The following is a 25,524-nucleotide window of genomic DNA, read 5'->3' on the forward strand; positions in this document are numbered from 1 at the left end:
TCCCATCAATAAATTATAGGAAATTTTGTCTATCGTGTGATTATAGCCTGCGTTTCATAAGAACACGCGGTTCAGCGTAAAGCCCTCTACTCATCAATTCCAGCTCATGAATAGAAATATTTTCTTTGATTACGGTGAAATGGTACATGATTTCATGCACAACATTGGCTTGAAGCGTCTTTAGTATTTCTAGTTCTTCTGTTTCATAAAGAGGATCTTCATAAGGGTATTGATAGAAAAGCTCCATCCGCAGCAATCGATAATCGAACGGCGGCACCGGGATGGGATAGTCAGGAATCGATGGGCATACTGGACCGGACGGGGGCTGGAAAAAGGATCCTGTGAAATACCTCGGAGTATATTCATCAAACTTCTGCTTAAAGGAAGGATTGGACATATGAACAAAACTGTGGGCATACGGGGCCAGTATACAAACAATGGCTTTGTGGGTGCTAATTCTGTGAATTTCCGACATAACCGCGGATAAATCGTCGATATAAGGTAATACACGACTAGCCATTACAAACTCGGCGGTATTGTCCGGCAAAGGGATGCCTTGGCTAATGTCACAGACAATATCTACGTTGGGACCCGCGATGCGATCGATCCCGAGATAACCTGCTTCTTTACTGGATCCGCAGCCGATATCGATTCTCAAGGGGACCACTCCTTAGGGATAAATCAGGCTCAACACTATTGTATTAATCTCGCTTAAGCCTGCATCCGGCGGATGCCTATTAAAGATTGGAAGTTACTAAAAATAACGTATTATGAAACCTTAGCAGAGTTGATACGTTTATAGGAGTAGGCTTATAGAAAATGACTTTGCAAACAACCGCTAAACATAGAGGAGGCAGTCAACATGAAAAAACAACGTTCCTTACCCGCTATAGCTGCAATCGCAGCATTAACACTAGCCCTAACCGCTTGCGGTGCTACTAATAATTCAGCACAGCCATCTGCAGAACCAAGTGCAACAGCTTCTCCAGTGCCAACAGAGGAGACCACAAGCACACCCGTACCTACAGAAGGTACAAGTACCACTGCACCAACAGAGAATCCAAGTACTCCCGCACCCAAACCTACTGCAAATCCAGAAGCTAAAATTCTTAAAGGAACAGGCGTTTACGTCGGCCAAATAGATAGTCATTCTGTTGAGATTGAGACCAAAGAAGGTCCTACGGCTTTTGAGATCACAGCAGGTATGGAGAGCGTTATTGAGAAGTTAAATACGGATGATCCTGTAGCTTTTGAATATGTTGAAAAAGCAGTGGAAGGCGATGCTACAGTTAAACAGCGTGTACTTTCGAAGCTGTCACTTGCAAAATAAAGAAACGCTATCATTTATGAATAACAAAAGGGCTGCTCCTGATTGATTTCAGGAACAGTCCTTTTGTCTTGGAATTAGAAGTGAACGTTATAGCGTCCCGGCATTGACTAAGAAAATAGTAATAAGCAGCATAAAGAGTAGGATAATCACACCGTTGATGATAGTGCCTATAACGCCGAAAACCTTACGTCTCTTCCGGATGGAAAGCCCAATAATGCCGATGACAACACCAATTACATTAAGAGCTGAAAGAATAATAACAGTCATTCCAAGAAGCATGATGGACTGCGATGATTCGGCTAATAGATTCGAGTTCTCGTTAACCATGGAAGAAGCCTTCATAATAATGAAAACGAAGAGAGCTGCATAACCCATTATGGTCACGAGGCTGATGATGAAAGAAGCAATACCAGGTCCAGAGTGTTGCAGGTCATGATCTACTTTCTGGTACGAATACGACGAACGAGCACTTGGCTGACTCAGATCAGGTTGGGTATTTCCTACCTCTACTGTAGGCGCGTCAGATTTTGAGAGAGAATTAAGGTCCATAGGTTGCACTCCTTGAGAGATAAGAATGAAATGTTGTTAATATCCACTTTTTCATATTGATGCTAAAAAAGCAACCCCTGATTGTGGCTAATTCGTAAATGGCTGCTGGAAAAAGCAATCGGTAATCGTTTATGATAGAAGAAGTCTAATATTAAGGAGTTGTAATCGCATGCAACGGAAACTTATGGCCTGGGGGGCTGTGCTAGCAATGCTGGCAGTAGGAGTAGGCGCTTTTGGCGCTCATTTATTAAAACCTGTTATTAGCGAAGAATATATGAAGGTATATGAGACGGGTGTACAGTATCATTTGGTACATGCGCTGGGTGTAATTCTGATAGCACTGGCTGTAGGTCAATGGGGAGAAAGTACCCGGTTACGCTGGGCAGGAAGGCTATTAATAGCAGGGACGATTTTGTTCTCTGGTAGCTTATATGTACTGAGCATTTCCGGGATTAAGGTGCTTGGAGCGATAACACCTATTGGTGGTGTATGCTTCATAGCAGGCTGGTTATGTCTGGCTGTGGAAGCATTCTCACGCAGCAAAGAGGCATCCTAAGCAATCAAGTTACAGAAGTTGATAAATAAGCATCCGTTCCATAAAGGGGCGGATGCTTATTTATCTGTAACGTATACGTTTACAGAAATTCGTCGATCTCATTTAAATTAAAGCTGTATACCTGTTTCTCATCCACGTGATAGACACTAATAGAGTTGGCTGCTTCATCAAAATTTAAAATACGACAGGGCATGGACACTTGTTTTCCGTACCGATTCGCTCGTAAACGTACTAATTGGTTGTTCTGAATATACTGTCGAATTTTCCCGTATGCATCAGCTGGCGTCTCAATAGCTGACTGTTGTGCAGGCAATATTTCCTGTTTATCAATCGGTTTATCGAGCTGCTTTTTAGTGGTCTTTGGTGGCAGCTTAAATGAAGTTGGAGGAGCAGAGCTTTGATTCAAGGCTAGTTTGGCAGAACGAAGCAAGCTGTCAATGGTTCTCCCCAATTCAAGACCGGAGTTAATGTTGAAATCTGTGATTTTGTCATTATTGTTCAACATTTCAAGCAGATATTGCAATGCAAGCGGGTTGGTACGGGCATTAATCAGGATGTCGACATTAAATAAATAGTTGCCGTCTGTGTGTTGTAGTTTCTCGTCCATAGATCCCCCAGCTTTTCGTTTGAACATTTCTTTACAATTATAAGAATGTAAATAAACTATAACATTAAACAAGTAATAATCATATACCTGACACTAGAGAAAATGGGACCAAGGTACTGTGTTTTTTACGAAAAGCCTAGGACTACCAACTGCACATCAGCAGGGGGTGAAGCATACATATACATCGTGGTTGGTGAATAAAGGAGGTGCTGCTATTGGTTACTATGGAGCCCATTACCGTAGGTGAACATACGCTGATCGGGGTAGAAGTTAAGCTTCCGAAAACAACGCTGCTCTCAATCAGCACAAGCCGAGGGTATATTATGTGTGGTGCGCTGGATGTTGGTTTGCTCAATGAGAAGCTCAGTGATCGGCATATTATCGCAGCCCGGGCGGTTGGTGTACGTACGCTGTCACAGCTGTTAGCTGCCCCATTGGAGTCTGTAACCATAGAAGCGGAGCGTCTAGGTATCGTACCCGGCATGACGGGGGCGGATGCATTACTTCTTATGGTCTGACTGAACAATCTTACAAAATCCAAAACACAAGAGGCCATTGGCCTCTTGTGTTTTTTTGCAAGAATCAGTAATTGAACATAATAGAGAGCATCTTTAGTTTAAATAATTTAAACAGAGATTTTATGGAAGGGTTCTCCTTGTTTCGTCTTACATGCTAAGGGGTAAATTAAGAATAGACAAGTTGCTGCCGGATGAAGGATTAAGTAGCCCGGTAAATATAAAGGATAAGGATGGGATCATCTCATGGCTAAAGCATCTAATAAAGTAAATACAACTTCACTGGAACAAATTTTGAATCGTCAGGTTGCTAACTTGAACGTATTGTACGTTAAAATCCATAATTTTCATTGGTACGTAAAAGGAGAACAATTTTTCTCTCTTCACGTGAAATTTGAGGATCTATATAATGAAGTGACGCTGCAAATGGATGAAGTTGCAGAGCGTCTGCTAAGCATCAAAGGAAGTCCCGCTGCAACGATGAAAGAATATCTGGAATTGGCAACGATTCAAGAAGCTACTGGTAAAGAGGATACACGTGGTATGGTCCAGTCTCTGATTGAAGACTTCGCTACTATTTCTGAAGAGTTGACAGAAGGCATTGAGCTTGCTGAGGAAATTAAGGACCAGCCTACCTCTGACATGTTTATTAAAATTCGTGGTGATCTTGAGAAACATCAATGGATGCTGCGTTCCTACCTTAGCTAAACGATAAAGCGTATGAAATAAGGCTTCCTGCGGGAGGTCTTATTTTTTGCGTTAGGTGGTTACGGAAAATAGCGAAACATGCGGTGCATTATAAGGATAAATAAAAAGAGATATTTGTAAAAAGACAGGGTTTGTTATAAAATTGTTGAGAATCATTGATAATCATTGTGATTCAATTTATAATAATTATAATGTGATATAAAATCTAATTGTGCTGGGAATCAGGATCATCCTGTTTCAATACAACTTTTGATTTCGCAAATCGATCAATGGAGGGAATAATATTATGGCAGCAGATTTTGTCATTGAGGGACTTAAAGCGACGATTGAGGGAAAAGAGATTTTGAAGGGGATTAACCTTCAAATGAAAGGTGGCGAAATTCACGCCATCATGGGACCAAACGGTACAGGTAAAAGTACCTTGGCGTCAGCTCTTATGGGTCACCCTAAATATGAAGTAACTGAAGGAACAGCAACACTTGAAGGTGAAGATCTTCTGGAGATGGCGGTTGATGAACGCGCACGTGCAGGTCTTTTCCTTGCTATGCAGTACCCAAGTGAAATTTCCGGAGTAACAAACTCCGATTTCTTGCGCTCTGCCATTAATGCCCGTCGTGAAGAGGGAAGCGAAATTTCTTTGATTCGTTTTATCCGTCTTATGGAAGCGAAGATGAAAGAACTGGACATGAATCCTGAGTTCCTACACCGTTACCTGAACGAAGGCTTCTCCGGTGGTGAGAAGAAACGTAACGAAATTCTACAAATGATGATGCTAGATCCAAAAATCGTGATTCTTGACGAAATTGACTCTGGTCTTGATATTGATGCTTTGAAAATTGTTGCCGAAGGCGTAAACTCCATGCGGAGTGAAGATCGCGGTTTCCTGGTTATTACCCACTATCAACGTCTCTTGAACTACATCAAGCCTGATTTTGTACATGTTATGATGCAGGGCAGAATTGTAAAATCCGGTGGTCCTGAGCTTGCACAACGTCTTGAAGCAGAAGGCTACGAATGGATTAAAGAAGAACTTGGAATTGAAGACGAAACAGTAGGGCAAGACGCGTAAGAAACGCCAGGAAGGAGGAGAACACTTATGACGACACAGACCATTCTTCCGGTGGATGCCGAGCGCTTGAGCGAATTATCGCATAGTAGCGGCGAACCGGGTTGGCTGAAAGAAAGCCGCTTGAAAGCACTTGAACTGGCAGCTACTCTGACACTGCCTAAATTAGAGAAGACACGGATTGATCGTTGGAATGTGAATAATTATGGTAGCTACAAAGCAAGCGAAACCATTGCTTCACTGAAGGATGCACCTGCTTCCATTTCCTCCTTGATCAAGGATCAGGAAGAAGGCAGTCTGATTATTCAACGTAACTCTGGTGCAGTATATACACGACTAGCTCCTGAACTTGCAGCACAAGGTGTTATTTTTACCGATCTGCAAACGGCTGTTAAAGAGCACGGAGATTTGGTACAACGTTACCTTCATAAGGCGATTCAGCCTGACGAGCATTCTATCGCAGCGCTTCATGCAGCACTATGGAACGGGGGAGTATTCCTCTATGTTCCTAAGAATGTAGTGGTTGAAACTCCACTTCAGGCGGTGCTGTTAACAGATGATGCGGAAGCTTCATTTGTTCCTCACATTCTGATTGTAGCGGATACTAACAGCTCCCTGACATACGTAGACAACTACGTGTCGGATAAAGAGGAAGCTGGCTTGCACAATGGTGCTGTAGAAGTATTCGTGGGTGCAGGTGCTAAAGTACGTTATGCTACAGTGCATCAGCTGGGCGTGGATACAACAGATGTGACTTACCGCCGCGCTGTTGTTGAGAATGACGGAACGATCGAATGGATTGTTGGAGAGATGAACTATGGTGATACAGCAAGTGATACCAAATCTGTGCTCAAAGGTAATGGCTCTAGCTCCGATGCTAAAGTAATTGCTGTAGGTACGGGATCACAGAAACTGAATTACACTACTCAAGCTCAGCATTTCGGCAAAAATACCCCAAGTGACATGATCACTCGTGCGGTTATGCGTGATAATGCTACTTCTATCATCAACGGAATTACCAAGATCGAGAAAGGTGCTACAAGAGCCGACGGACAGCAAACGGAGAAAGTATTGATGCTGAGTCCAAAAGCCCGTGGTGACGCCAATCCGATCCTGCTGATTGATGAAGATGATGTTACAGCAGGCCATGCCGCTTCCGTAGGACAGGTCAATCACGAGCAAGTCTTTTACCTGATGTCCCGCGGAATTACACGGCATGATGCAGAAACTCTGATTATCTATGGCTTCTTGGCTCCTGTTGTGTCGCAAATTCCACTAGAGGGACTGCGCAATCAGCTCCAATCTCTTGTGGAAAGGAAGTTAGGTCAATGATTAGCAACGCCATCCGGGAGCAATTTCCCATACTGAACCAGAATGTGAACGGCCATCCACTGGTCTATCTTGACAGTGCTGCTACTTCACAGAAGCCTCGTCAAGTGATTGAGGCGGTCAAGTCGTATTATGAGTGGGATAACGCCAACGTACACCGTGGCGTCCATACTCTAGGCAGCCGTGCAACAGATGCCTACGAGGGAGCCCGGGAGAAGCTAGCTAAGTTTATTAACGCCCGCAGCACTAAAGAAATCATCTTTACGCGCGGCACAACCACTGCCCTAAATCTTGTTGCCTCTTCTTACGGGCCATCTGCAGTGGGTGAAGGCGATGAAATTGTCATCACCCTGATGGAGCATCATAGTAATTTGATCCCCTGGCAGCAGCTAGCTAAGAAGACAGGTGCTACTTTAAAATATATACCGTTGCAACCTGACGGAACGATTACGCTTGAAGATGCTGAGAAGACGATTACGGATAAGACCAAGATCGTTGCTATCGCTTATGTGTCTAATGTTATGGGAGTAACTCATCCGATTAAAGAGCTTGCGGCGATTGCTCATCGAAACGGTGCGGTAATTGTCGTAGACGGCGCACAGAGCACACCTCATGTGAAGGTCGATATGCAGGATCTGGATTGTGATTTCTATGCACTTTCCGGACATAAAATGCTAGCACCGACTGGAATTGGGGCTTTGTACGGCAAAAGAGCACTCCTTGAAGCCATGGAACCTATTGAGTTCGGTGGCGAAATGATCGATGATGTGGGTCTCTATGAATCGACATGGAAAGAACTTCCTTGGAAGTTTGAGGGCGGTACGCCGATCATTGCAGGAGCTGTTGGATTAGGTGCAGCCGTAGATTTCTTACAAGAAATCGGCATGGATGAGATTCACAGCCATGAGAAGCAGCTTGCCGCATACGCAGAACAGCGTTTATCTGAAATTGATGGCTTGACCATTTATGGTCCGCGCAATCGTGAAGTTGGCGTTGTGACTTTTAATCTGGGTGACGTTCACCCGCATGATGTCGCTACAGTACTAGATGCGGAGGGAATTGCTATCCGTGCTGGTCATCACTGCTGTCAGCCGCTGATGCGCTGGCTGGAAGCCAGCTCAACAGCACGTGCGAGCTTTTACCTGTATAACACCGAGCAGGATGTAGATCGACTGGTGGACGCTTTAATCAAGACAAAGGAGTACTTCGGCTATGAACTTGGATGACTTGTACAGACGCGTAATTATGGATCATTATAAAAGTCCTAGGAATCGTGGTTCATTTGAAGATGATGCTCTGAAAATTGAACTGAATAACCCAACTTGTGGTGATCGTATTACACTTCAGCTTAAGGTAGAGGATGGAATCGTCAAGGATGCCCGTTATAACGGTGAAGGTTGCTCGATCAGTATGTCATCGGCTTCGATGATGACTGAGGCGATCAAAGGACAAACGGTTGAACGAGCACTCGAACTAGCCGATAACTTCTCCTTACTGATGAAGGGTGAAGACGTGGATTTTGGAGATTATGAAGACATTGAAGCCCTATCGGGTGTGAATAAATTCCCTGCGCGGATCAAATGTGCAACACTGGCTTGGAACGCGCTTCGTAAAGGAATTGACGAAGAAGAGCAACATAAATAACAGTAGAACAAGGAGGCTGACACCATGGCTAAGAAAGCGCCTGATATGGAAGAGTACCAATACGGGTTCCGTGATGAGCATAAGTCGATATTCCAGTCTGGTAAAGGTTTGACGGCCGAAATTGTTAAAGAAATTTCAGCAATCAAAAATGAACCACAGTGGATGCTTGATTTCCGCTTAAAATCCCTTGAACAGTTCCGTAAAATGCCGATGCCTACATGGGGCGGCAATATGGATGATTTAGATTTTGAGGATATTCAATATTATGTAAGACCTTCCGAGAAACAAGGGAAGACTTGGGAAGAAGTTCCTTCCGAAATCAAGGAAACCTTTGATAAGCTGGGTATTCCTGAAGCGGAACAGAAGTTCCTCGCCGGCGTATCGGCACAATATGAATCTGAGGTTGTATACCACAGCATGCAGAAGAGCCTTGAAGATCAAGGGGTTATTTTTACAGATACCGATACTGCACTGCGTGAACATCCAGAACTTCTTAAGAAGTTCTTCGGGACGATCATCCCTCCAACCGATAATAAATTTGCAGCACTTAACAGTGCAGTTTGGTCAGGCGGAAGCTTCATCTACGTTCCTAAAGGTGTGAAATGTGAAGTTCCTTTGCAGGCTTACTTCCGTATTAACTCCGAGAACATGGGACAATTTGAGCGTACCTTGATCCTCGCTGACGAAGATAGCTTCGTGCATTATGTAGAAGGCTGTACAGCGCCAATCTACAGCACGAATTCTCTGCACAGTGCAGTTGTTGAAATCTTGTGTATGAAGAACTCACGCGTTCGTTATACTACGATTCAGAACTGGGCTCCAAACATCTACAACCTCGTTACTAAACGTGCGGTTGCAGAAGAGAATGCAACGATGGAATGGGTCGATGGCAACATCGGTTCCAAGCTGACTATGAAATACCCTGCGGTTGTTCTTAAAGGCCGTGGAGCTAAAGGTTCAGTACTGTCCATCGCGGTAGCGGGTAAAGGCCAGCATCAGGATGCGGGTGCCAAGATGATCCATTTGGCTCCAGACACAACATCCACCATTGTATCGAAATCGATCAGTAAGCACGGTGGTAAAGTAACTTATCGTGGTCTTGCTTCCTTTGGCCGTCAGGCAGAAGGTGCGAAATCGAACATCAAATGTGATACGCTCATTTTGGATAACGAATCCACTTCGGATACGATTCCTTACAATGAAATCATGAACGATAACATCGTGCTTGAGCACGAAGCAACGGTATCCAAAGTTTCTGAGGAGCAGCTGTTCTATCTAATGAGCCGCGGCCTAACAGAAGCTGAGGCAACTCAAATGATCGTTATGGGCTTCATCGAACCGTTCACCAAAGAACTGCCGATGGAATATGCGGTCGAAATGAACCGTTTGATAAAATTCGAAATGGAAGGAAGTATCGGTTAACCTTGATCTTCAAGGTTCCGGCTTCATTCTAATAAGTAATACAAAATACGTATTCGCAGTGATCTTGATGCTTTTATGCTCAAGTCACTCGAATACGTATTTTTTATTGGAAATTGAAGTGGGGTTTTCATTCTAGAGGGTTAAATCCAAATTTTATGCAAAAAAGCTTGATAAAAGTTTATTTTGGAGGGGGCGATCAGATCAAGGATCATGATGTTTCTTAATTCAACAGCATTAAGGAGGAAACTCGAGTATTTTAAGACAATGATGGTCGTTTATCACCTATATATGGGTCTTTTTTCCGAAATAACAGGATAAACGCTCAATTCTACCCTTTGCCGCTTTAAATTAGGGATGATACACTGCTTAAAGTCACTAAAATTGAAAGCGCTAAAAAATAGCTTTATTTTGTAAAGCTAAGTCTATGCTTACGAAGCAGCTTTACTTCGTAAAGCTTTAAGGAGGAGAGATATGGATGTTCTCAGGCAACTGCGAGGCTATTACCGAGAGAAGCTACATTATTTGATTCTTTCGATTGTATGCTTGGCCGCCGCAACTGCAGTGGGGCTAATTACCCCCAATTTGTTAAGGAAGCTCATCGATGAAGTAATTGTTCCACTCAAGTTTAAAGAGGTGCCCGTGTTGGCTCTCAGTGTGTTAGCTGTAGTAATCGTAAAAGCATGCCTGCAATTTGCACATGGTTTTTTTGGAGGGCGGTTAGGTAATTTTCTAGCATATCGGCTACGTAACGCTTGTTATGAGAAATTACAATTTCTATCTTTCCGTTATTATGATACCGCGAAAACAGGAGATCTGATGTCCCGGCTGACCGGGGATTTGGAAGCGATTCGGAACTTTATCGGTTTTGGTTTTGCTCAGTTGCTAAATGTGTTTTTTATGGTGCTCTTTGGTTCTATCATGATGTTCACCATTAATTGGCAGCTAACATTGGTTACTTTGATTACTATGCCATTTCTGGCAGCAGTAGCTTTAAGATTTGAGTCCAAGATTCATCCGGCCTTCCAAGAGATGCGCCTTGCGCTGAGTTCTCTGACAACGGCTGTACAGGAGAATATCACGGGTGTGCGAACTGTCAAATCGTTTGCTAGAGAGGCTCACGAAGTTGAAAAGTTCTCACACCGTAATGAACGTTATAAGAATAATCAGATTTTTGCCGCTGAGCTCTGGAGTAAGTTTTTTCCTGTCATGGAGCTTTTAGCATCGGTAAGTATAGCTATCCTGTTAGGCGTAGGTGGTACACTCGTCATTAACGGGAAAATGTCACTAGGTGAATTGGTTGCCTTCTTCAGTTTGATTTGGTACATCATTGGACCGGTATGGGGTCTAGGCTTTCATATTAATAACTATACACAGTCCAAAGCTTCGGGAGAACGTGTACTTGAAGTACTTAATCAAAAAATTGATGTCAAGGATAAAGAGGATGCCCGTGAACTGGTGCCTTCCGAGGTTAAGGGGGACGTTGCCTTTAATCATGTCACCTTTGCATACGGTAACAAAATGCCTGCTGTTACTGACATCCATTTTGAAGCTAAATCAGGTGAAATTATCGGATTTCTTGGAGGCACAGGTTCAGGTAAATCCACTATTACTCAACTGATGATGCGTGCTTATGATGTCAATGAAGGGAGTATTACGCTGGATGGCATTGATATTAGAGAGTACAGTGTGCGCAGCCTGCGGTCACAGATTGCCACCGTATTCCAGGAAACATTCCTGTTCTCCTCATCCATCCGCAACAATATTTCATATGGCTTGAAAAATGTAAGCATGGAGGAGATTATCCGTGCTGCACAGCTGGCAAAGGCGCATGATTTCATTATGGAGATGGCAGACGGCTATGACACTGTAGTGGGTGAACGCGGGATGGGTCTCTCTGGCGGACAAAAGCAGCGGATTGCGATCGCAAGAGCCCTGCTTAAGAATCCGCGTATCCTCATCCTCGACGATGCGACCAGTGCGGTCGATATGGAAACGGAACATGAGATTCAAGCGGGATTCCAGGAGGTTATGAATGGGCGTACAACACTTATAATTGCCCATCGGATATCCTCCTTGCGACATGCGGATCAGATCATTGTTATGAACGAAGGTCATGTTCAGCAGCGTGGTACTCATCAGGAGCTAATTGAAGTTCCGGGTCCATACCAAGATGTATACCGGATACAATATGCTGACTATCTGGCCAGAGCTACCGGAAGAGGGGAGGAGTGAGGCATATGAAACTTGAAGCCAAACAGAACACCGCTTCGGGAGCAAAGCGTAAAGCAGCCGAGCAGAAGACACTTGATGAACGTTTCGTGTACAAAGATGATGATGTGATCGACAAAGCGTTTGACTGGAAGCAGTTCACCAGATTATTCAGCTATATGAAGCCTTACGCCAAACAGATGCTTCCACTGGTTTCTATCATGATGATTCTGGGAACCATTACGAAGCTGACCGTTCCTTTCTTGACAAGTTTAGCTATCGACCGTGCTATAGCGCCTAAGGTTGGGAATCCAAGCTTAACACTTCTTTATTCGCTTACCGCAGGTGTCATTGTCTTATATCTCATTCAATGGATTGCAGGTGTGTACCGGATTAAGTACACGAACATCATTGGACAAAGAGTCATTTATGACTTGCGTTCTGACTTGTTCAAGCATATTCAGAAGCTCTCTTTTAACTTCTTCGATAAACGCCCAGCAGGTTCGGTATTAGTACGTGTGACGAATGATATCAACTCACTGCAGGATTTGTTCACGAACGGGGTAGTCAATCTGATGATTGACTGTGTACAGCTTTTGGGGATTACCATTATTCTGTTATTGATCAACTGGAAACTTGGTCTTGCAGTAATGGTTACGGTTCCGATCATGTTCTTTATTTCTACTAAGCTGCGGCAGAAGATTCGGATCGCTTGGCAGGATGTGCGGATGAAGAACTCTAGAATTAATTCTCACTTGAACGAATCGATTCAGGGGATCAGAGTCACACAAGCGTATACACAAGAACGTGAAAACATGAATTATTTCGATTTTATGAATACAGATAGTAAAAAGTCCTGGAATAAAGCATCTGCGATGAACCAAGCTTTCGGGCCGATGATCGAGATCACTGGTGGTTTTGGAACGATGATCCTCTTTTGGCTAGGGGCGTATCTCATCCAATCTGGCGAGCTTACTGTCGGTTTGCTGGTAGCGTTCAGTTCTTATGTCAGCAACTTCTGGGACCCGATCAACCGTCTGGGGCAGATGTATAACCAGCTGCTGGTAGCGATGGCCTCCTCAGAACGGATCTTTGAATATTTGGATGAGCAGCCTTCGGTTCAAGATAATCCAGGGGCTAAACCACTAGGAACGATTCGTGGAGATATTAACTTTAATAAGGTTGTTTTTGAATATGAAAAAGGTCGGGCGGCTTTAAAGGGCATCGATCTGGATGTAAAAGCTGGGCAATCGATCGCGCTGGTGGGTCATACTGGCTCGGGGAAAAGTACGATTATTAACCTGATTGGCCGGTTCTATGATATTAAGAGCGGAAGAATTACGATTGACGGTGAAGATATCCGTGAAGTTACTCTAGATAGTCTGAGAAGGCAGATCGGAATCGTGCTGCAGGACACCTTCATTTTCTCAGGAACGATTCGCGATAATATCCGATTTGGTCGACTGGATGCTACCGATGAAGAAGTGGAAAATGCCGCGAAAGCAGTAGATGCCCATGACTTTATTATGAAGCTTCCTGGAGGGTATGAGACAGAGGTAGAAGAGCGTGGTAGTGCCTTGTCCATGGGACAGCGTCAGCTGCTCTCCTTTGCCCGTGCACTATTGGCGAATCCACGGATTCTGATCCTTGATGAAGCTACGGCAAGTATTGATACAGAGACGGAGCTGAAGATTCAAGAGGCACTCAAAATCTTACTTCAGGGCAGGACCTCCTTTATCGTCGCTCATAGACTATCTACCATTCGCCATGCGGATAAAATAGTCGTTCTGGACCATGGTGAGATTAAAGAAGAAGGAACCCACCGAGAACTGACATCACGTGATGGTGTGTATAACGGATTAATAGAAGCGCAGTTCCGCTTTCTATAGCAAAGAACAACAGCCCATTCCCCTTGCGAAAGCAAATGAGGAGTGGGCTGTTTTATATCGTACGTCCAATTATTTCGGGCGTTTAGGTAATCTACCCGTTATACGTAGCTCAAACATTTGGGAACAAATATCCTGATGCCACTGTGTATCCGTTGTTTGTTCCGCTAACAGTATTTCATTCTGTAGTCGTGCCATCTCCCAACAGTAAGTGGCATTCACCTGTAGGCATTGCTGTTGTTCCGTTTCTTCGGAGGCTGTAAGCTGGCGTAGACGACTTAGAGTGAATAGCTCGGCAAGACGTTCATGGACTGGAAGCATACTTTTTACCTCCTGGAAATATTTAAACCACATATTAGTCTCGCCAAGAGGTTTGTATTTCAATCATCTATTGCAGTATTTACAATAGAAAGCTCCTTATCCACTCATAAAATAGCATCTACTGCACTTTGTGCAACAGTATTAGGAAAATGTGCTTATAAAAGACGTTTTCTTTATTTTTGATTGCACAAAATACAACAGAACTACAATCCAGCTCTACGTACATAAATTCTGTTGTGAAAAATACAACAGAAAAAATCCCCCGAAAGAAAACGGGGGATCATGGATTTCGAAAGATAGCTTTGAGGCCCCGATCTTTGCGCCAGCAAAGCAGGAGCCTCAAGGTGAGGTTACACAAGGCGTTCCTTCTATCCACCATCGCCACAAGTATACATCAAACTTCCGGGTGTCCAGATGGCGGAGCCCTTGGGGCCCTCCCTTGGAAGAAAGGGTTTGGGAGGGAGCGAAGCGCCTTAGTCCATGTAAATTTCTACAATGGCAACGTTCCGTTCGCGGGAAAGGTCCACGAACATTCCGTCAACCTTTACCAGTGGTCGGAAAATATCGACCAGATTGTTCATAATAATTACGCCAATATCACCTGTGTTCAGTAACACACGCTTGCCGATGAAGTTGGGCATTAAATGCTGGATAAAGGCTTGAACGGTTTTAGCGTTCAGTTTACCGAAACTTAGATTGTTTATTTCACGCAGGACGGAAATAAGCTCTTGCTTCGACTGATAGACTCGTTTAGAAGTCATCGCACTATAAATGTCAGCTACAGCTGCAATTTGTGCATAAGGATGAATATCAGATTTGGTTAGACCGCTCGGATAGCCAGAGCCGTCCTCACGCTCATGATGTTGGAGCGCAGCCAAAGCTGTGTAAGAATCGTCCATAGAATTACGTATAATTTCGTAGCCGTACTTAGTATGTAGTTTGATTTCCTCGAACTCATCTGGCGTTAGCTTCCCTGGTTTATTCAAGAGAGAGGGTGAAATTCGGCATTTTCCAATATCAATCAAATAGCCTGCACGACCAATTTCATAGCATTCTTGTTTGGAATAACCAAGCCATATCGCAATATAATAAGAGAGCATGCCTACCTGAAGGGAGTGATTATAGGTATAGTTATCTTCCCGATCTAGCAAAAGCAGGAGGGACACTACATCTTTATGCTTGTCCAAAGTTTGAAGCGAAGGCTGAAGAATGTCGTTTACCACGGATTGGTTGAAGCTTCCTTTTAATAACGCTTCCATATAAAGAGACTCGAAGCCGTCAATCATGGTATCAAAACTAGTGGTCACCGTCTGAATAATTGAAGGTCTGCTGAGGGGTGATACCTCTTCTTCTAACGTCTCGATATCAACATAATCAACTCCAAGCTGCATCAGCTTGGCGATATCATTTATTTGGAGCAGTGATCCTTTTGGTAGTACATGTAAACCCCTAGAACTATATGCGTCCGCGTTAAGGTGATTACCAGGTTTTAGATCCGAGACGTGTACTCTCAATGCCTATGCCACCTTTTATCCGATTTTATCCAGAATATCAACAAAGTTCAGATTTTTCAATCAAAAAGGAGAAAAGATTATTTGTGGATTGTATCGCTAGCTTTTTGATCAGAGTTCACCCAATGTTGGCCCGATTCATTAATGTCTTTTTTCCAAACGGGAACCGTCTGTTTCAATCGTTCAATGGCAAAGCGATTGGCTTCGTAGCAGGTATCGCGATGGGGTGTGGAGACGGCAATGATAACACTTGCTTCCTTTAAACCTACAAGCCCAATGCGGTGAGATATGGCGCAGTTTGCGTTCCAGCGGTTCTTCACCTCTTTACCAATCTCCTCTAGTTTACTTAAGGCCATAGGAATATAGGCATCATAATGAAGTGCGGTTGTACGTTGTTCTCCGGTCATTTCACGTGTAGTGCCGATAAATAATAAGGATGCTCCGTGATTGACGTCAAGCACGGCATCTAGAAGCTTCTCTGCATTTAAAGGCTGGTCCGTTATGCTATAGAGACCATCAGTAGTAGTTTCATATATAGTGCCATTCTCTCCCCCAGAAACTGGTGGAATAAGTGCGACTTCGGAAGACGCTGTGATGATAGAATCATCAGGAGCATATTCCCGGTCAATGGCAATTAAAGAAGCCCCAATTTGGGATGCTGCATTCGGATAAGAGGCAGATAGAAGCTCCTTCAGCTTGCCAGCTGTTAAGGGAATCTCAGTCGCTTGGAAGGACAGAGAAGAAGAGCCGATTGTCTCAGCCAGACCCGCGAATAGTCGGATAGTAATATGCATTTTTATTCTCCTCTGATGTATGATCTGATGTCTTCAATATACCATAATGTGTCTGAAAATGTTATGCTAGGCTCTATAAGATCACGCACCGACTGCTTCATTAAAGAGCAGCTCAAGGGTAGGAGGAATGTTGCTTATGGGGCATGTGCCACAAAGACTGACCATACTTCATACCAATGATATACATAGCCATTTTGAAATGGTAAGTCCGGTGGCAGCGGAAATCGCCGTACAAAGGGCTGCAGCGGGAGAAGAGCCTGTACTGCTGCTGGATATTGGTGATCATATGGATCGTGCAGCTGTTGAGACAGAAGGCACTATGGGTCAGGCTAACATCGATGTATTAAACTTAACAGGATATGATGCTGTAACCATTGGCAATAATGAGGGGCTCACGTTCTCTCAGGAGATGTTGTCATCTATTTTTTCCGGTTTACAGTGTCCGGTAGTATGCTGTAATTTTGTAGAGTCTTCGACAGGAGAGCCGCCAAGCTGGATGAAGCGTCATGCGATCTTGGAGAAGGATGGAATTAGAATTGGAGTGACCGGAGCAACAGCGGCATTTACTTCATTCTATTCCCTTTTGGGCTGGGATGCTTTAGATCCTGAGACTGCACTCCGGGAACAATGCCTACTTTTAGCGCCACAGGTGGATATTTTAATCGTTCTATCTCATCTCGGACTTCCTACGGATAAAATTCTGGCAGAACGGTTAGAGGGCGTACATGCTATTCTTGGTGGACATACGCACCATCTGTTAGAAGAGCCTATTATGATTAATGGTACTGCCGTATGCGGTGCTGGGAAATTCGGTCGGTATCTCGGGCGCCTACAATTTGAGCGACTAGATCCTCAGTCTGATTTCAGCTTAGTGACGGGGGAATGTATTCCTATTGACCCCCTTCTGAAGGAGGAGGTTATAGGTCCTGCAGTCGCTATTCATTTGAAGCATGGCCAAGAATCTCTTCAGACGATCGCTGCGATTACTGACCGTGAGCTTCCTTTGAACTTGCGGGGAGAGTCCCCCTTTGGCAATCTTTTGGCACAAGCAGTACGTAGATTTACAGGAACTAGTATGTCATTAGTTAACACGGGTCAGCTGCTAGGACCATTGCCGGAAGGCGAGGTTACGACAGGGATGCTGCACGCACTTTGTCCTTCTCCCATCAATACTTGCATCATTAAGCTGAAGGGTATAGATATTCGCACAGCTTTGGAACAGAGCCTTACAGAGGAGTTTTATAGTAAGGTCATTTACGGGTACGGTTTCCGTGGGAATCATCTGGGCAGCTTGGCAGTAGATGGATTAAAAATCTTGTACGACCCACTAATGATACCGTATGATAAGAGTGTTGCAGTTTTTGTCGAAGGAAACCCACTGGAGGATGAAAGAGAGTATAATGTTGGTACGCTGGACATGTTTACTTTCAGGGCCGGCTATGAGACGATCGCGAATGGGAAGGATGCTTTGTTTCTATTGCCACATTTTTTACGCGATCTCTTGCGGATGGAGTTACAGCGTCCAAACAGCCTCGATGAATGCATGCTCACTCGCTGGGAGGCTAAGTCTGAATAAGGCCGACAGCTCATAATCTACACTTATAGACTCCATTTAACAGTGCTAGATTCCCAAAAATAGGAGGACATTATGGACACGATTACAGCTATTATTTTAGCAATTGTCGAAGGAATCACTGAATTTATTCCTGTATCTTCGACCGGACACATGATCTTGACCACGAAGCTATTAGGCTTCGCTGAGCAAGATTCGATTATGAAGACTTATGAAATTGTAATTCAACTAGGGGCGATTTTGGCGATTGCACTTGTTTACCGCAAGCGAGTACTCAATTTGCTAGGAATTGGACGTAGTAGTTCAGGTAGAGGAGGCGTTATGCCGGCATCCCGTCTGAACTTAATTCATGTGATTCTCGGGATTGCCCCAGCACTTGCTGTGGCATTTTTTGCCCGCGATTTTATCAAAAGTCTTTTTGGAGCTTCGACTGTACTCTGGGCACTTGTGGCCGGAGGGATTCTAATGATTGTTGCAGAATGGGTGAACAGACGCAAAATACGAATTACTGCTCACGAACTGGATGATTTGTCTTACGGACAGGCGCTCGCGATTGGATTGTATCAGATTATTTCGGTACTTTGGCCGGGCTTCTCCCGTTCCGGGTCTACTATTTCCGGGGGGATGTTAAGTGGGGTCAGCTACAAGGCTTCTGCGGATTTTTCCTTCCTCATAGCCATTCCTATTATGTGTGCGGCTTCCGGGTATGAACTGCTGGATTCGTATAAAAACTTCACAAGTGAGACGATTGGTTATTTTGTAATTGGTTTTTTGATTTCTTTTGTAGTGGCATATTTAGTGGTCATTTTGTTTATGAAATGGATTCAAAAGATTCGATTAACGCATTTCGCGATCTATCGATTTATTCTTGCTGCTGTATTCTGGTTGTTTATTATGCGTTAATGCCCGTTGGCATAGACCTAGACACATCTGATTTTCTTTAAGGTACACCTGTCTGAATTTCCATAGAAACGGTATAGACAAAGCGTGTGACCCAAGGATTTCAATACAGAATAGCATTTTACCGTTAAAGGCAGGAGTGAGTTTAGTGCGTTTAGTATCCGTGAATCAGCTTCAAGCAGGCATGAAATTAGGTAAAAAAATATATAATGATGAAGGTCTAACTCTACTCGCGGACGGGGTGGAGCTTACGGATGCATTGATCAAGCGTCTTGCAAGAATTGATATCGGCTATATCTACATAGAGGATTCTGTCACGGACGATATTGTGATTACTGGTATTCTACAGGATGAGACGCGCAATCAGGCGCTAAAGGTGATTCGTAATCAATTTCAGCAAATGTCTGGGGCTTCAGGAATTACCAAGGGTCTGTATCATCTGGACAAAAAATTTTCTAAGATGATGGATAACATTTTAGACGATATGTCTTTACAAGAAGATCCGATGATCATGCTGATGGATATGCACACTGCTGATAACTATTTATATGTCCATTCCCTGAATGTCTGCTTGTACACTTTAGTGCTTGGTATTGCTCACGGGTATAGTAAGGAGGAACTTCGAGTGATTGGGCTAGGCGCGCTGCTACATGATATTGGGAAGACACAAATCCCGATAAAAATCGTACAGAAACCCGGCAGGCTCAGTGATGAAGAATTCCGCCACATGCAGGCTCATACCGAGATTGGGTTTCAGATTCTAAAGGAGGAGCCGAATATCCCGCTGCTCGCAGCACATTGTGCCTTGCAGCATCATGAACGCATTGACGGTTCCGGATATCCTCGCGGATTAACAGGACCCCAAATCCATGAATATGCCAAGTGGCTGGGTGTGGCGGACTCCTACGATGCCATGACCTCCAATAGAGTCTACAAAAAGGCTATGCTGCCACATCAAGCCGTTGAGGCCCTCTATGTTGGTTCCGGTACTTTATATGAGCAGAAGCATTTAGAATTGTTTAGAGATCGCGTAGCTATCTATCCGCTGGGGCTTACGGTGAAGCTCAGTACGGGGGAGAGCGGGGTTGTGGTCAAAATAGATCCAAGTACGCCTCACAGACCCACCGTTCGTGTGCTTACGGGTCCTGAAGGAGAGAAAGTCGTACCGTTTGAACGAGATCTTAGTAAAGCCCTCTCCGTTGTTATTATTGACGTCGCAGAACAAGGCGGTTCTCTGGAAACGCCAAATTGATTATTTATAGCAGCGTGGAGAGAAGATTAGGCTTGTCCGAAGATATGTCGGAAGCCTATTTTTCGTCTCGCTGCTTTTATTTTTTTTGAAATGTAGCGCAAGTATAGAAGGTCAGAAAGACATCATAAGTGCAGTTTTTTTGACTAACGTGGTATGATATAGGGTAAGTCATCGTTCTTTCTTCATGATTTTGGGTTAATAATAGGAATAAGATTTAAAGGAGCTAGTGCAAATGAATGTTTTAAGACCATTAACATCTTCACCGAGGGAGCTGTCGCCAAGTTACGATCCATGGGATCCAATCACTTCTCTACGTAAGCATGGCCGCCATGTGCTAACGAGTGTGGAATTCACTGTAACCAATTTATGCAATATGCGGTGTGAGCACTGTGCTGTTGGTGATAGTCTAACTTCCAAAGAAGGAGATATGCTACCGCTTAAGAATATGCTAGACCGTTTAGAGGAAGTTGAGCATCTAGAAACTATTAGTATTACGGGTGGAGAGCCCATGTTCCGCGCCGGAACGGTGGATAATATCATTGTACCATTGTTGAAATACGCCAAAGAGCGAGGAATCAGATCACAAATTAATTCTAATCTGACGATGCCGTATTCCCGTTATGAGAAGCTGCTTCCATATCTGGACGTTATGCATATTTCATTTAATTATGTGAACGGTGACGATTTTCATGAAGTCGGTTTTGCGAACAGTGGTCATGCGGTTGCCAAGGAAGCCGCTTACCGGCTATATAATACAATGATTGAGAACTCTCGCCAACTGAGTGAGGATGGTATGTTAATTTCTGCGGAAACTATGATTAATTACCGTACCCACACTAAGCTGCCTGAAATTCATAAGCTGATTCTCGACATGGGAGCAAAACGCCATGAAGTTCATCCGATGTACAATTCGAGCTTTGCTTCCGCTTTGCCAGTGTTATCTTTAAATGAAATGCGGACAGCGATCCATTCGTTACTGGACCAGCGTGATCCAGAGGTATGGATGTTGTTCGGCACGCTTCCGTTTTTTGCTTGTAGCTTCCTTGAAGAAGATCAGAAATTGCTAAGTAGAATGCGTGCAGAGAAGAATGTTACGCTTCGTAACGATCCGGATGGTCGGAATCGTGTGAACGTAAATATGTTTACTGGAGATGTTTTCGTTACAGATTTCGCTGATATCGCAGCCTTTGGTAACATAGACAACCAAAAACTGGATGATATATTTATCGATTGGCAGACGAAGCATCCGCTGAACCAGAAGGTGAATTGTTACTGCGATGCAGCAGGTTGTTGCGGACCTAACCTGTTAGTAGCGGATATGTATTATCCGGAAATTGATTTCAAAACTAGAAAAGCGATCAATCTGTAGAAATGAGGCGTTGTTAAAGTGGCGCATACGGAATTTGAAGTAGGGAGATTAATGCTTAATCTTTTGCTTGTTCTGGTGCTCGTATTATTGAACGGTATTTTTGTAGCAGCGGAGTTCTCATTAGTTAAGGTCAGGCAGTCTCGTCTGACCCAACTTGTCAGTGAAGGTAATAAAATGGCTGGATATGCACTCAAGGTAAATAAGAGACTGGATTCTTACTTATCTGCCACCCAGTTTGGGATTACACTCGCGTCACTGGGATTAGGCTGGGTCGGTGAGCCGGCCATTTCAGAGCTGCTCGTTGAACCGTTAATGTATAAAATGGGGATTACCGACGGTACTCTGATTTCTACTGTTTCTGTTGTTATCGGATTTTCGATTATTACATTTTTACATATTGTACTTGGTGAGCTTGCACCGAAATCACTTGCGATTCAAAGAACAGAAGGATCTGCGCTACTGCTCTCGGCACCGCTGATGTTCTTCTATAATCTCTTCATGCCTTTTATCTGGATACTGAATGCATCGGCGAACGCATTGCTTCGTTTAGTGGGTGTTGAGCCCGCGAATGAGAGTGAGGCAGCCCACTCGGAAGAGGAAATTCGTATTCTTATGAATCAGAGCGCTAAGAGTGGTGTCATTGATAAAGATGAGATGAAGCTGATGGATAACATCTTTGAATTCTCTGATCTTCTCGCTCGTGAAGTCATGTTGCCTCGTACGGATATGGATGTGCTGTACAGCAATCTTTCGCTCGAAGAAAATATGAAGATTATTACAGAAACAAGACATTCACGTTATCCGGTTGCTTTTGAAGACAAGGACCGTATTATTGGTTTTATTCATATTACCGACCTGCTGTTTGCTCCACCTGAGCAGCAGAATGATCTTACGACGCTGGTTCGACCGATTCTTAACGTGCCGGAATCGATGGAGATTAGCCATACGCTTCGTTTTATGCAGAAGAATAAAGCTCAGCTAACGCTAGTTGTCGATGAATACGGCGGTACAGCCGGGTTACTGACAGCAGAAGAAATTCTGGAAGAAATCGTAGGCGATCTGCATGACGAATTCGAAGATGAGCGTCCGAGTGTGGAGCGTAATGGTGATTATATTTCCGTTGAAGGCCGGATGTTGATTGAAGATGTCAACGATCTTACGGGTGTAGTGATCGAGGATGATGAAGTGGATTCCATTGGTGGCTGGTTGTTTAAGGAGCTGGAGGGGAATCCAACCAAAGGAAAACGGGTTAAAGTAGAAGATGTGATATTTGAAGTCGAGGAATCGACAAGATTGCGGATCACTCGAATTAATATCCATCGGGAACCCCCCATTGAGAACGAAGAAAATCCATCAGAGCCGGACGGAAATAAAGAATAACCTATTGAAAATTGTGCGTATTGTTCCGAGTGATCAGGGATAAAATGAACTCCTCCTGCTAGAGCTGCATGGCTCATGACAGGGGGAGTTTTTTTGTGGACACATAAAGGACATAACACTCGACTATGCTAATATTTATAAATGGTTTGAAAGCGGGGTCTAGATTGAAAAAGAAGCTTCTTCTCGTTGAGGATGAAATTCGTATTCGTGAACTGGTGTCTGATTACTTCATACAGAATGATTGGGAAGTACTCGAAGCCGATAATGGAATAGATGCATTGGTTTGGTTTGACTCACTGCTGCCGGATCTGCTGATTTTGGATATCATGATGCCTGCTATGAATGGCTTTGAAGTATGCCGTGAAGTTCGTGAAAAATCAGCGGTACCTATCATTTTGTTAACCGCCAAGTCTACAGATGACGACAAAATCTACGGCTTTGAATTAGGAGCGGATGATTATGTTACAAAGCCATTTAGTCCAAAGGTGCTGGTAGCCCGGGCAAATGCACTTATGAAGCGTGTTGAAGGCTCCCATCAGCCTGAATCCAGCATAATAAAATTTGGTTCCGCGATGTTTAACACCTTAGCTCATCGCTTAGAGGTAGAAGATGCGGAAGTGGAGCTTACCCCTAAGGAATATGATCTTTTATGGCTTTTAATACGAAACAAAGGGATTGTCATTTCAAGGGATACGATCCTTAGTCGGATCTGGGGAATTGAATTTGAAGGAGATTCTAGAGTTGTGGACAGTCATATTAAGAAGCTGCGAAGTAAATTGGGTTATGAATCTCGGTTTATTCGTACGGTAATTGGTACAGGGTACATGTTCGAGGAAGAGGCATGAGAAGACGCGGAATTACTTTTAAACTGTTTGTGATGACCGTTATCTTTTTCCTCTGCTTTTATGGGATGGTCATTCTAAGCCAATTGCTGTTGTTTGATAATTTCTATCAGAAGCAAAAAGAGAACCGCGTGGAGAAACATCTTAAGAGCTTTGCTGCAAGATATATAAGCGAGCCGTGGGGAAGCACTCGAACCTCCCAGGAGCTCGTTCGGTTTATGCTGCGGAATAAAACACAAATGGTTATTTTGAAGCTGGATGGAAAGATGAATTCGGAAGATCCATTTCATATAAAGTTAATCGATGATGGTGGAAAGAGTATGGTTGTCTCTTTATCCCTGTTCATGAATCAGTACGGAGATGCGCTTAGAGCAGCGAACATTAAAGTAGATGATCAGCTCAGCATTGAAGGCGAACTTCTGGATGAAGACAGTTCTTCACCCTTTATACTCTACCCCATAAGTATTACGAAAAAAGGGGGTGGAACAGTAGGGGATGCTGAAGAGAGTGGGATGATTCATGCATCTGGTACAGTTACAGAAATTGTACTGCCTGATATGAAAATATGGAATCCACGCCAGGGAATACTGTTTGAGGCTCTAGAGGAATGGTTTCCTTTGACGCAGGCGCAGATAGACGATTTCAAAAAAATGAAAATACAGAAGCAAGACTGGATTGCTCCCTGGAGCGGGAGTCGCAATTCTGTGATTATTTTGCCCCTTAAGCAAAGTAACGGAGAAATTGAACTATTATTCACAGTGACCTCGTTACAGGAAGTTAAGGATTCGAATGAAGCGTTACATTGGTTCTTTTTATATTTGGGAATTGGCGGCATTGTCCTGATTCTGATTCTTTCCCTCTTTTTTTCGAAAATGGTAACACGTCCGCTAATTAAGTTAAACAACATAGCCAAACGGATGGTTTCTCTGGACTTTACAGGGGACACATCAATTCGGCAGAAGGATGAGTTAGGTAGCCTTTCTAATAGCATGTTCACCTTATCGCTAAGTTTGGATTCTGCTTTACGAGAATTAAGAGAGGCCAATCAGCAGCTAGTTGAGGATATGGAGCAGAAACAAAGAATGGAGATCATGCAGCAGGACTTCTTTGCCAATGCCTCCCATGAATTGAAGACACCGCTCAGTATTATCAAAGGTTTTGCCGAGGGATTGGAAGACGGCGTTAGCGCGGGCAAGCAAGATCACTACATTAAGGTGATTATTGAGGAAGCAGATAAAATGGAGTTTCTTGTTAAAAATATGCTAGATCTAGCGCGGTTGGAGTCGGGCACGATTAAACTTCGGAAAACTTCCTTTATGTTAAGTGAACTGACGGAAAAAGTGACGGACAAGCTGGTTCACTTGCTGAGTGAAAAACATTTGGAGGTCATCATTATTCCTGCAAACGAATTACCGATATATGCTGATGTGAACTGGATCGAACAAGTTCTGCTGAATTTTATGACCAATGCTATCAGACATGCGGAAGAAAGAAGTTCTATCACCGTCAATATTGAGAGTCATGCCCAGACTATTGTATTCACTGTTCAAAATATAGGAGAATCCATCCCCGAAGATCAGCTAGAGCAAATCTGGGAACGGTTCTATCGGTCTGAGCCATCTCGCAGTCGAATGACGGGCGGTACAGGTCTGGGGCTTTCCATTGCGAAGCGAATATTAGATATGCACGCTTGTCTTTATACTGTGAAAAATACGGAGAACGGCGTCAGCTTTACTGTGACCTTTGAAGGTTAAACGGATCA

At 43.8% G+C, this 25,524-nt stretch carries 24 protein-coding genes; 18 read left to right on the top strand and 6 right to left on the bottom strand.

Annotation, left to right across the window (positions count from 1 at the left end; genetic code table 11):
• Positions 1 to 40 precede the first annotated feature (40 nt).
• Entirely contained in the window at positions 41 to 658 is a 618-nt protein-coding gene (locus MKX35_RS30625; protein ID WP_076301027.1) for a methyltransferase domain-containing protein, read from the bottom strand.
• Positions 659 to 862: 204 nt separating this feature from the next.
• On the opposite strand from MKX35_RS30625, the gene MKX35_RS30630 reads away from it, so the two are divergent.
• Positions 863 to 1,330, top strand: coding sequence for a hypothetical protein (locus MKX35_RS30630; protein ID WP_076284187.1), 468 nt, complete (start codon positions 863 to 865; stop codon positions 1,328 to 1,330).
• Positions 1,331 to 1,417: 87 nt separating this feature from the next.
• On the opposite strand, the gene MKX35_RS30635 is transcribed toward MKX35_RS30630, so the two are convergent.
• Complete coding sequence (locus MKX35_RS30635; RefSeq protein WP_076301028.1) at positions 1,418 to 1,879, bottom strand: hypothetical protein; 462 nt, start codon at positions 1,877 to 1,879, stop codon at positions 1,418 to 1,420.
• 169 nt (positions 1,880 to 2,048) lie between these two features.
• Between MKX35_RS30635 and MKX35_RS30640 the strand changes: the two genes are divergently transcribed.
• On the top strand, positions 2,049 to 2,435 hold the full coding sequence (locus tag MKX35_RS30640; protein ID WP_076284185.1) for a DUF423 domain-containing protein: 387 nt from the start codon (positions 2,049 to 2,051) through the stop codon (positions 2,433 to 2,435).
• Between the two features lie 79 nt (positions 2,436 to 2,514).
• Here MKX35_RS30640 and MKX35_RS30645 read toward each other — a convergent pair whose 3' ends face one another.
• A complete protein-coding gene (locus tag MKX35_RS30645) occupies positions 2,515 to 3,069 on the bottom strand; it encodes a hypothetical protein (protein WP_341044530.1) in 555 nt (184 codons plus the stop codon).
• Between the two features lie 188 nt (positions 3,070 to 3,257).
• Here MKX35_RS30645 and MKX35_RS30650 point away from each other — a divergent pair, with 188 nt between their 5' ends.
• The 9 genes from MKX35_RS30650 (at position 3,258) to MKX35_RS30690 (ending at position 13,823) form a co-directional block, all read left to right on the top strand.
• Positions 3,258 to 3,560: a YunC family protein gene (locus tag MKX35_RS30650; RefSeq protein WP_042186349.1), complete on the top strand. Its 303-nt coding sequence runs from the start codon at positions 3,258 to 3,260 to the stop codon at positions 3,558 to 3,560.
• A 243-nt stretch (positions 3,561 to 3,803) separates the two neighbouring features.
• Positions 3,804 to 4,265 carry a Dps family protein gene (locus MKX35_RS30655; protein ID WP_042125852.1) on the top strand — a complete coding sequence of 154 codons (462 nt, stop codon included), beginning with the start codon at positions 3,804 to 3,806 and terminating at the stop codon, positions 4,263 to 4,265.
• 286 nt (positions 4,266 to 4,551) lie between these two features.
• A complete protein-coding gene (sufC, locus tag MKX35_RS30660) occupies positions 4,552 to 5,334 on the top strand; it encodes a Fe-S cluster assembly ATPase SufC (protein ID WP_042186351.1) in 783 nt (260 codons plus the stop codon).
• 27 nt (positions 5,335 to 5,361) lie between these two features.
• On the top strand, positions 5,362 to 6,663 hold the full coding sequence (sufD, locus tag MKX35_RS30665; RefSeq protein ID WP_042186353.1) for a Fe-S cluster assembly protein SufD: 1,302 nt from the start codon (positions 5,362 to 5,364) through the stop codon (positions 6,661 to 6,663).
• Entirely contained in the window at positions 6,660 to 7,886 is a 1,227-nt protein-coding gene (locus tag MKX35_RS30670) for a cysteine desulfurase (protein WP_076284184.1), read from the top strand. The genes sufD and MKX35_RS30670 overlap by 4 nt, the downstream gene beginning before the upstream one ends.
• On the top strand, positions 7,873 to 8,304 hold the full coding sequence (gene sufU / locus MKX35_RS30675) for a Fe-S cluster assembly sulfur transfer protein SufU (protein ID WP_036684339.1): 432 nt from the start codon (positions 7,873 to 7,875) through the stop codon (positions 8,302 to 8,304). Before MKX35_RS30670 ends, sufU begins: the two co-directional genes overlap by 14 nt.
• Before the next feature lie 24 nt (positions 8,305 to 8,328).
• The gene (sufB, locus tag MKX35_RS30680; protein WP_042186357.1) at positions 8,329 to 9,726 is read left to right on the top strand and encodes a Fe-S cluster assembly protein SufB; all 1,398 of its coding nucleotides are present in this window, start codon (positions 8,329 to 8,331) and stop codon (positions 9,724 to 9,726) included.
• 471 nt (positions 9,727 to 10,197) lie between these two features.
• Positions 10,198 to 11,958, top strand: a complete 1,761-nt coding sequence (locus MKX35_RS30685; RefSeq protein WP_042186359.1) for an ABC transporter ATP-binding protein — start codon at positions 10,198 to 10,200, stop codon at positions 11,956 to 11,958.
• Positions 11,959 to 11,963: 5 nt separating this feature from the next.
• A complete protein-coding gene (locus MKX35_RS30690; protein ID WP_042186361.1) occupies positions 11,964 to 13,823 on the top strand; it encodes an ABC transporter ATP-binding protein in 1,860 nt (619 codons plus the stop codon).
• 69 nt (positions 13,824 to 13,892) lie between these two features.
• On the opposite strand, the gene MKX35_RS30695 is transcribed toward MKX35_RS30690, so the two are convergent.
• The 3 genes from MKX35_RS30695 to MKX35_RS30705 all read right to left on the bottom strand — a co-directional run bounded on the left by MKX35_RS30695 (position 13,893) and on the right by MKX35_RS30705 (position 16,446).
• Positions 13,893 to 14,141, bottom strand: coding sequence for a DUF7667 family protein (locus MKX35_RS30695; protein WP_076301030.1), 249 nt, complete (start codon positions 14,139 to 14,141; stop codon positions 13,893 to 13,895).
• A 473-nt stretch (positions 14,142 to 14,614) separates the two neighbouring features.
• On the bottom strand, positions 14,615 to 15,655 hold the full coding sequence (locus MKX35_RS30700) for an HD-GYP domain-containing protein (RefSeq protein WP_076284183.1): 1,041 nt from the start codon (positions 15,653 to 15,655) through the stop codon (positions 14,615 to 14,617).
• 77 nt (positions 15,656 to 15,732) lie between these two features.
• A complete protein-coding gene (locus MKX35_RS30705; protein WP_076284182.1) occupies positions 15,733 to 16,446 on the bottom strand; it encodes a molybdenum cofactor biosynthesis protein in 714 nt (237 codons plus the stop codon).
• A gap of 136 nt (positions 16,447 to 16,582) precedes the next feature.
• On the opposite strand from MKX35_RS30705, the gene MKX35_RS30710 reads away from it, so the two are divergent.
• The 7 genes from MKX35_RS30710 to MKX35_RS30740 all read left to right on the top strand — a co-directional run bounded on the left by MKX35_RS30710 (position 16,583) and on the right by MKX35_RS30740 (position 25,516).
• Positions 16,583 to 18,022, top strand: coding sequence for a bifunctional metallophosphatase/5'-nucleotidase (locus MKX35_RS30710; protein WP_076301031.1), 1,440 nt, complete (start codon positions 16,583 to 16,585; stop codon positions 18,020 to 18,022).
• A gap of 72 nt (positions 18,023 to 18,094) precedes the next feature.
• Entirely contained in the window at positions 18,095 to 18,922 is an 828-nt protein-coding gene (locus MKX35_RS30715) for an undecaprenyl-diphosphate phosphatase (RefSeq protein WP_042186371.1), read from the top strand.
• 145 nt (positions 18,923 to 19,067) lie between these two features.
• On the top strand, positions 19,068 to 20,171 hold the full coding sequence (locus MKX35_RS30720) for an HD-GYP domain-containing protein (RefSeq protein ID WP_076284180.1): 1,104 nt from the start codon (positions 19,068 to 19,070) through the stop codon (positions 20,169 to 20,171).
• Positions 20,172 to 20,403: 232 nt separating this feature from the next.
• Positions 20,404 to 21,540 carry a radical SAM/CxCxxxxC motif protein YfkAB gene (gene yfkAB / locus MKX35_RS30725; RefSeq protein WP_076284179.1) on the top strand — a complete coding sequence of 379 codons (1,137 nt, stop codon included), beginning with the start codon at positions 20,404 to 20,406 and terminating at the stop codon, positions 21,538 to 21,540.
• A gap of 51 nt (positions 21,541 to 21,591) precedes the next feature.
• Positions 21,592 to 22,920, top strand: coding sequence for a hemolysin family protein (locus MKX35_RS30730; protein WP_042193528.1), 1,329 nt, complete (start codon positions 21,592 to 21,594; stop codon positions 22,918 to 22,920).
• Between the two features lie 164 nt (positions 22,921 to 23,084).
• Positions 23,085 to 23,765: a response regulator transcription factor gene (locus tag MKX35_RS30735; RefSeq protein ID WP_060624606.1), complete on the top strand. Its 681-nt coding sequence runs from the start codon at positions 23,085 to 23,087 to the stop codon at positions 23,763 to 23,765.
• Entirely contained in the window at positions 23,762 to 25,516 is a 1,755-nt protein-coding gene (locus MKX35_RS30740) for a sensor histidine kinase (RefSeq protein ID WP_076301032.1), read from the top strand. The genes MKX35_RS30735 and MKX35_RS30740 overlap by 4 nt, the downstream gene beginning before the upstream one ends.
• The last annotated feature ends 8 nt before the right edge of the window (positions 25,517 to 25,524 follow it).

It is taken from the genome of Paenibacillus sp. FSL R5-0923, from assembly GCF_038009145.1.
GTDB lineage: Bacteria > Bacillota > Bacilli > Paenibacillales > Paenibacillaceae > Paenibacillus_AQ.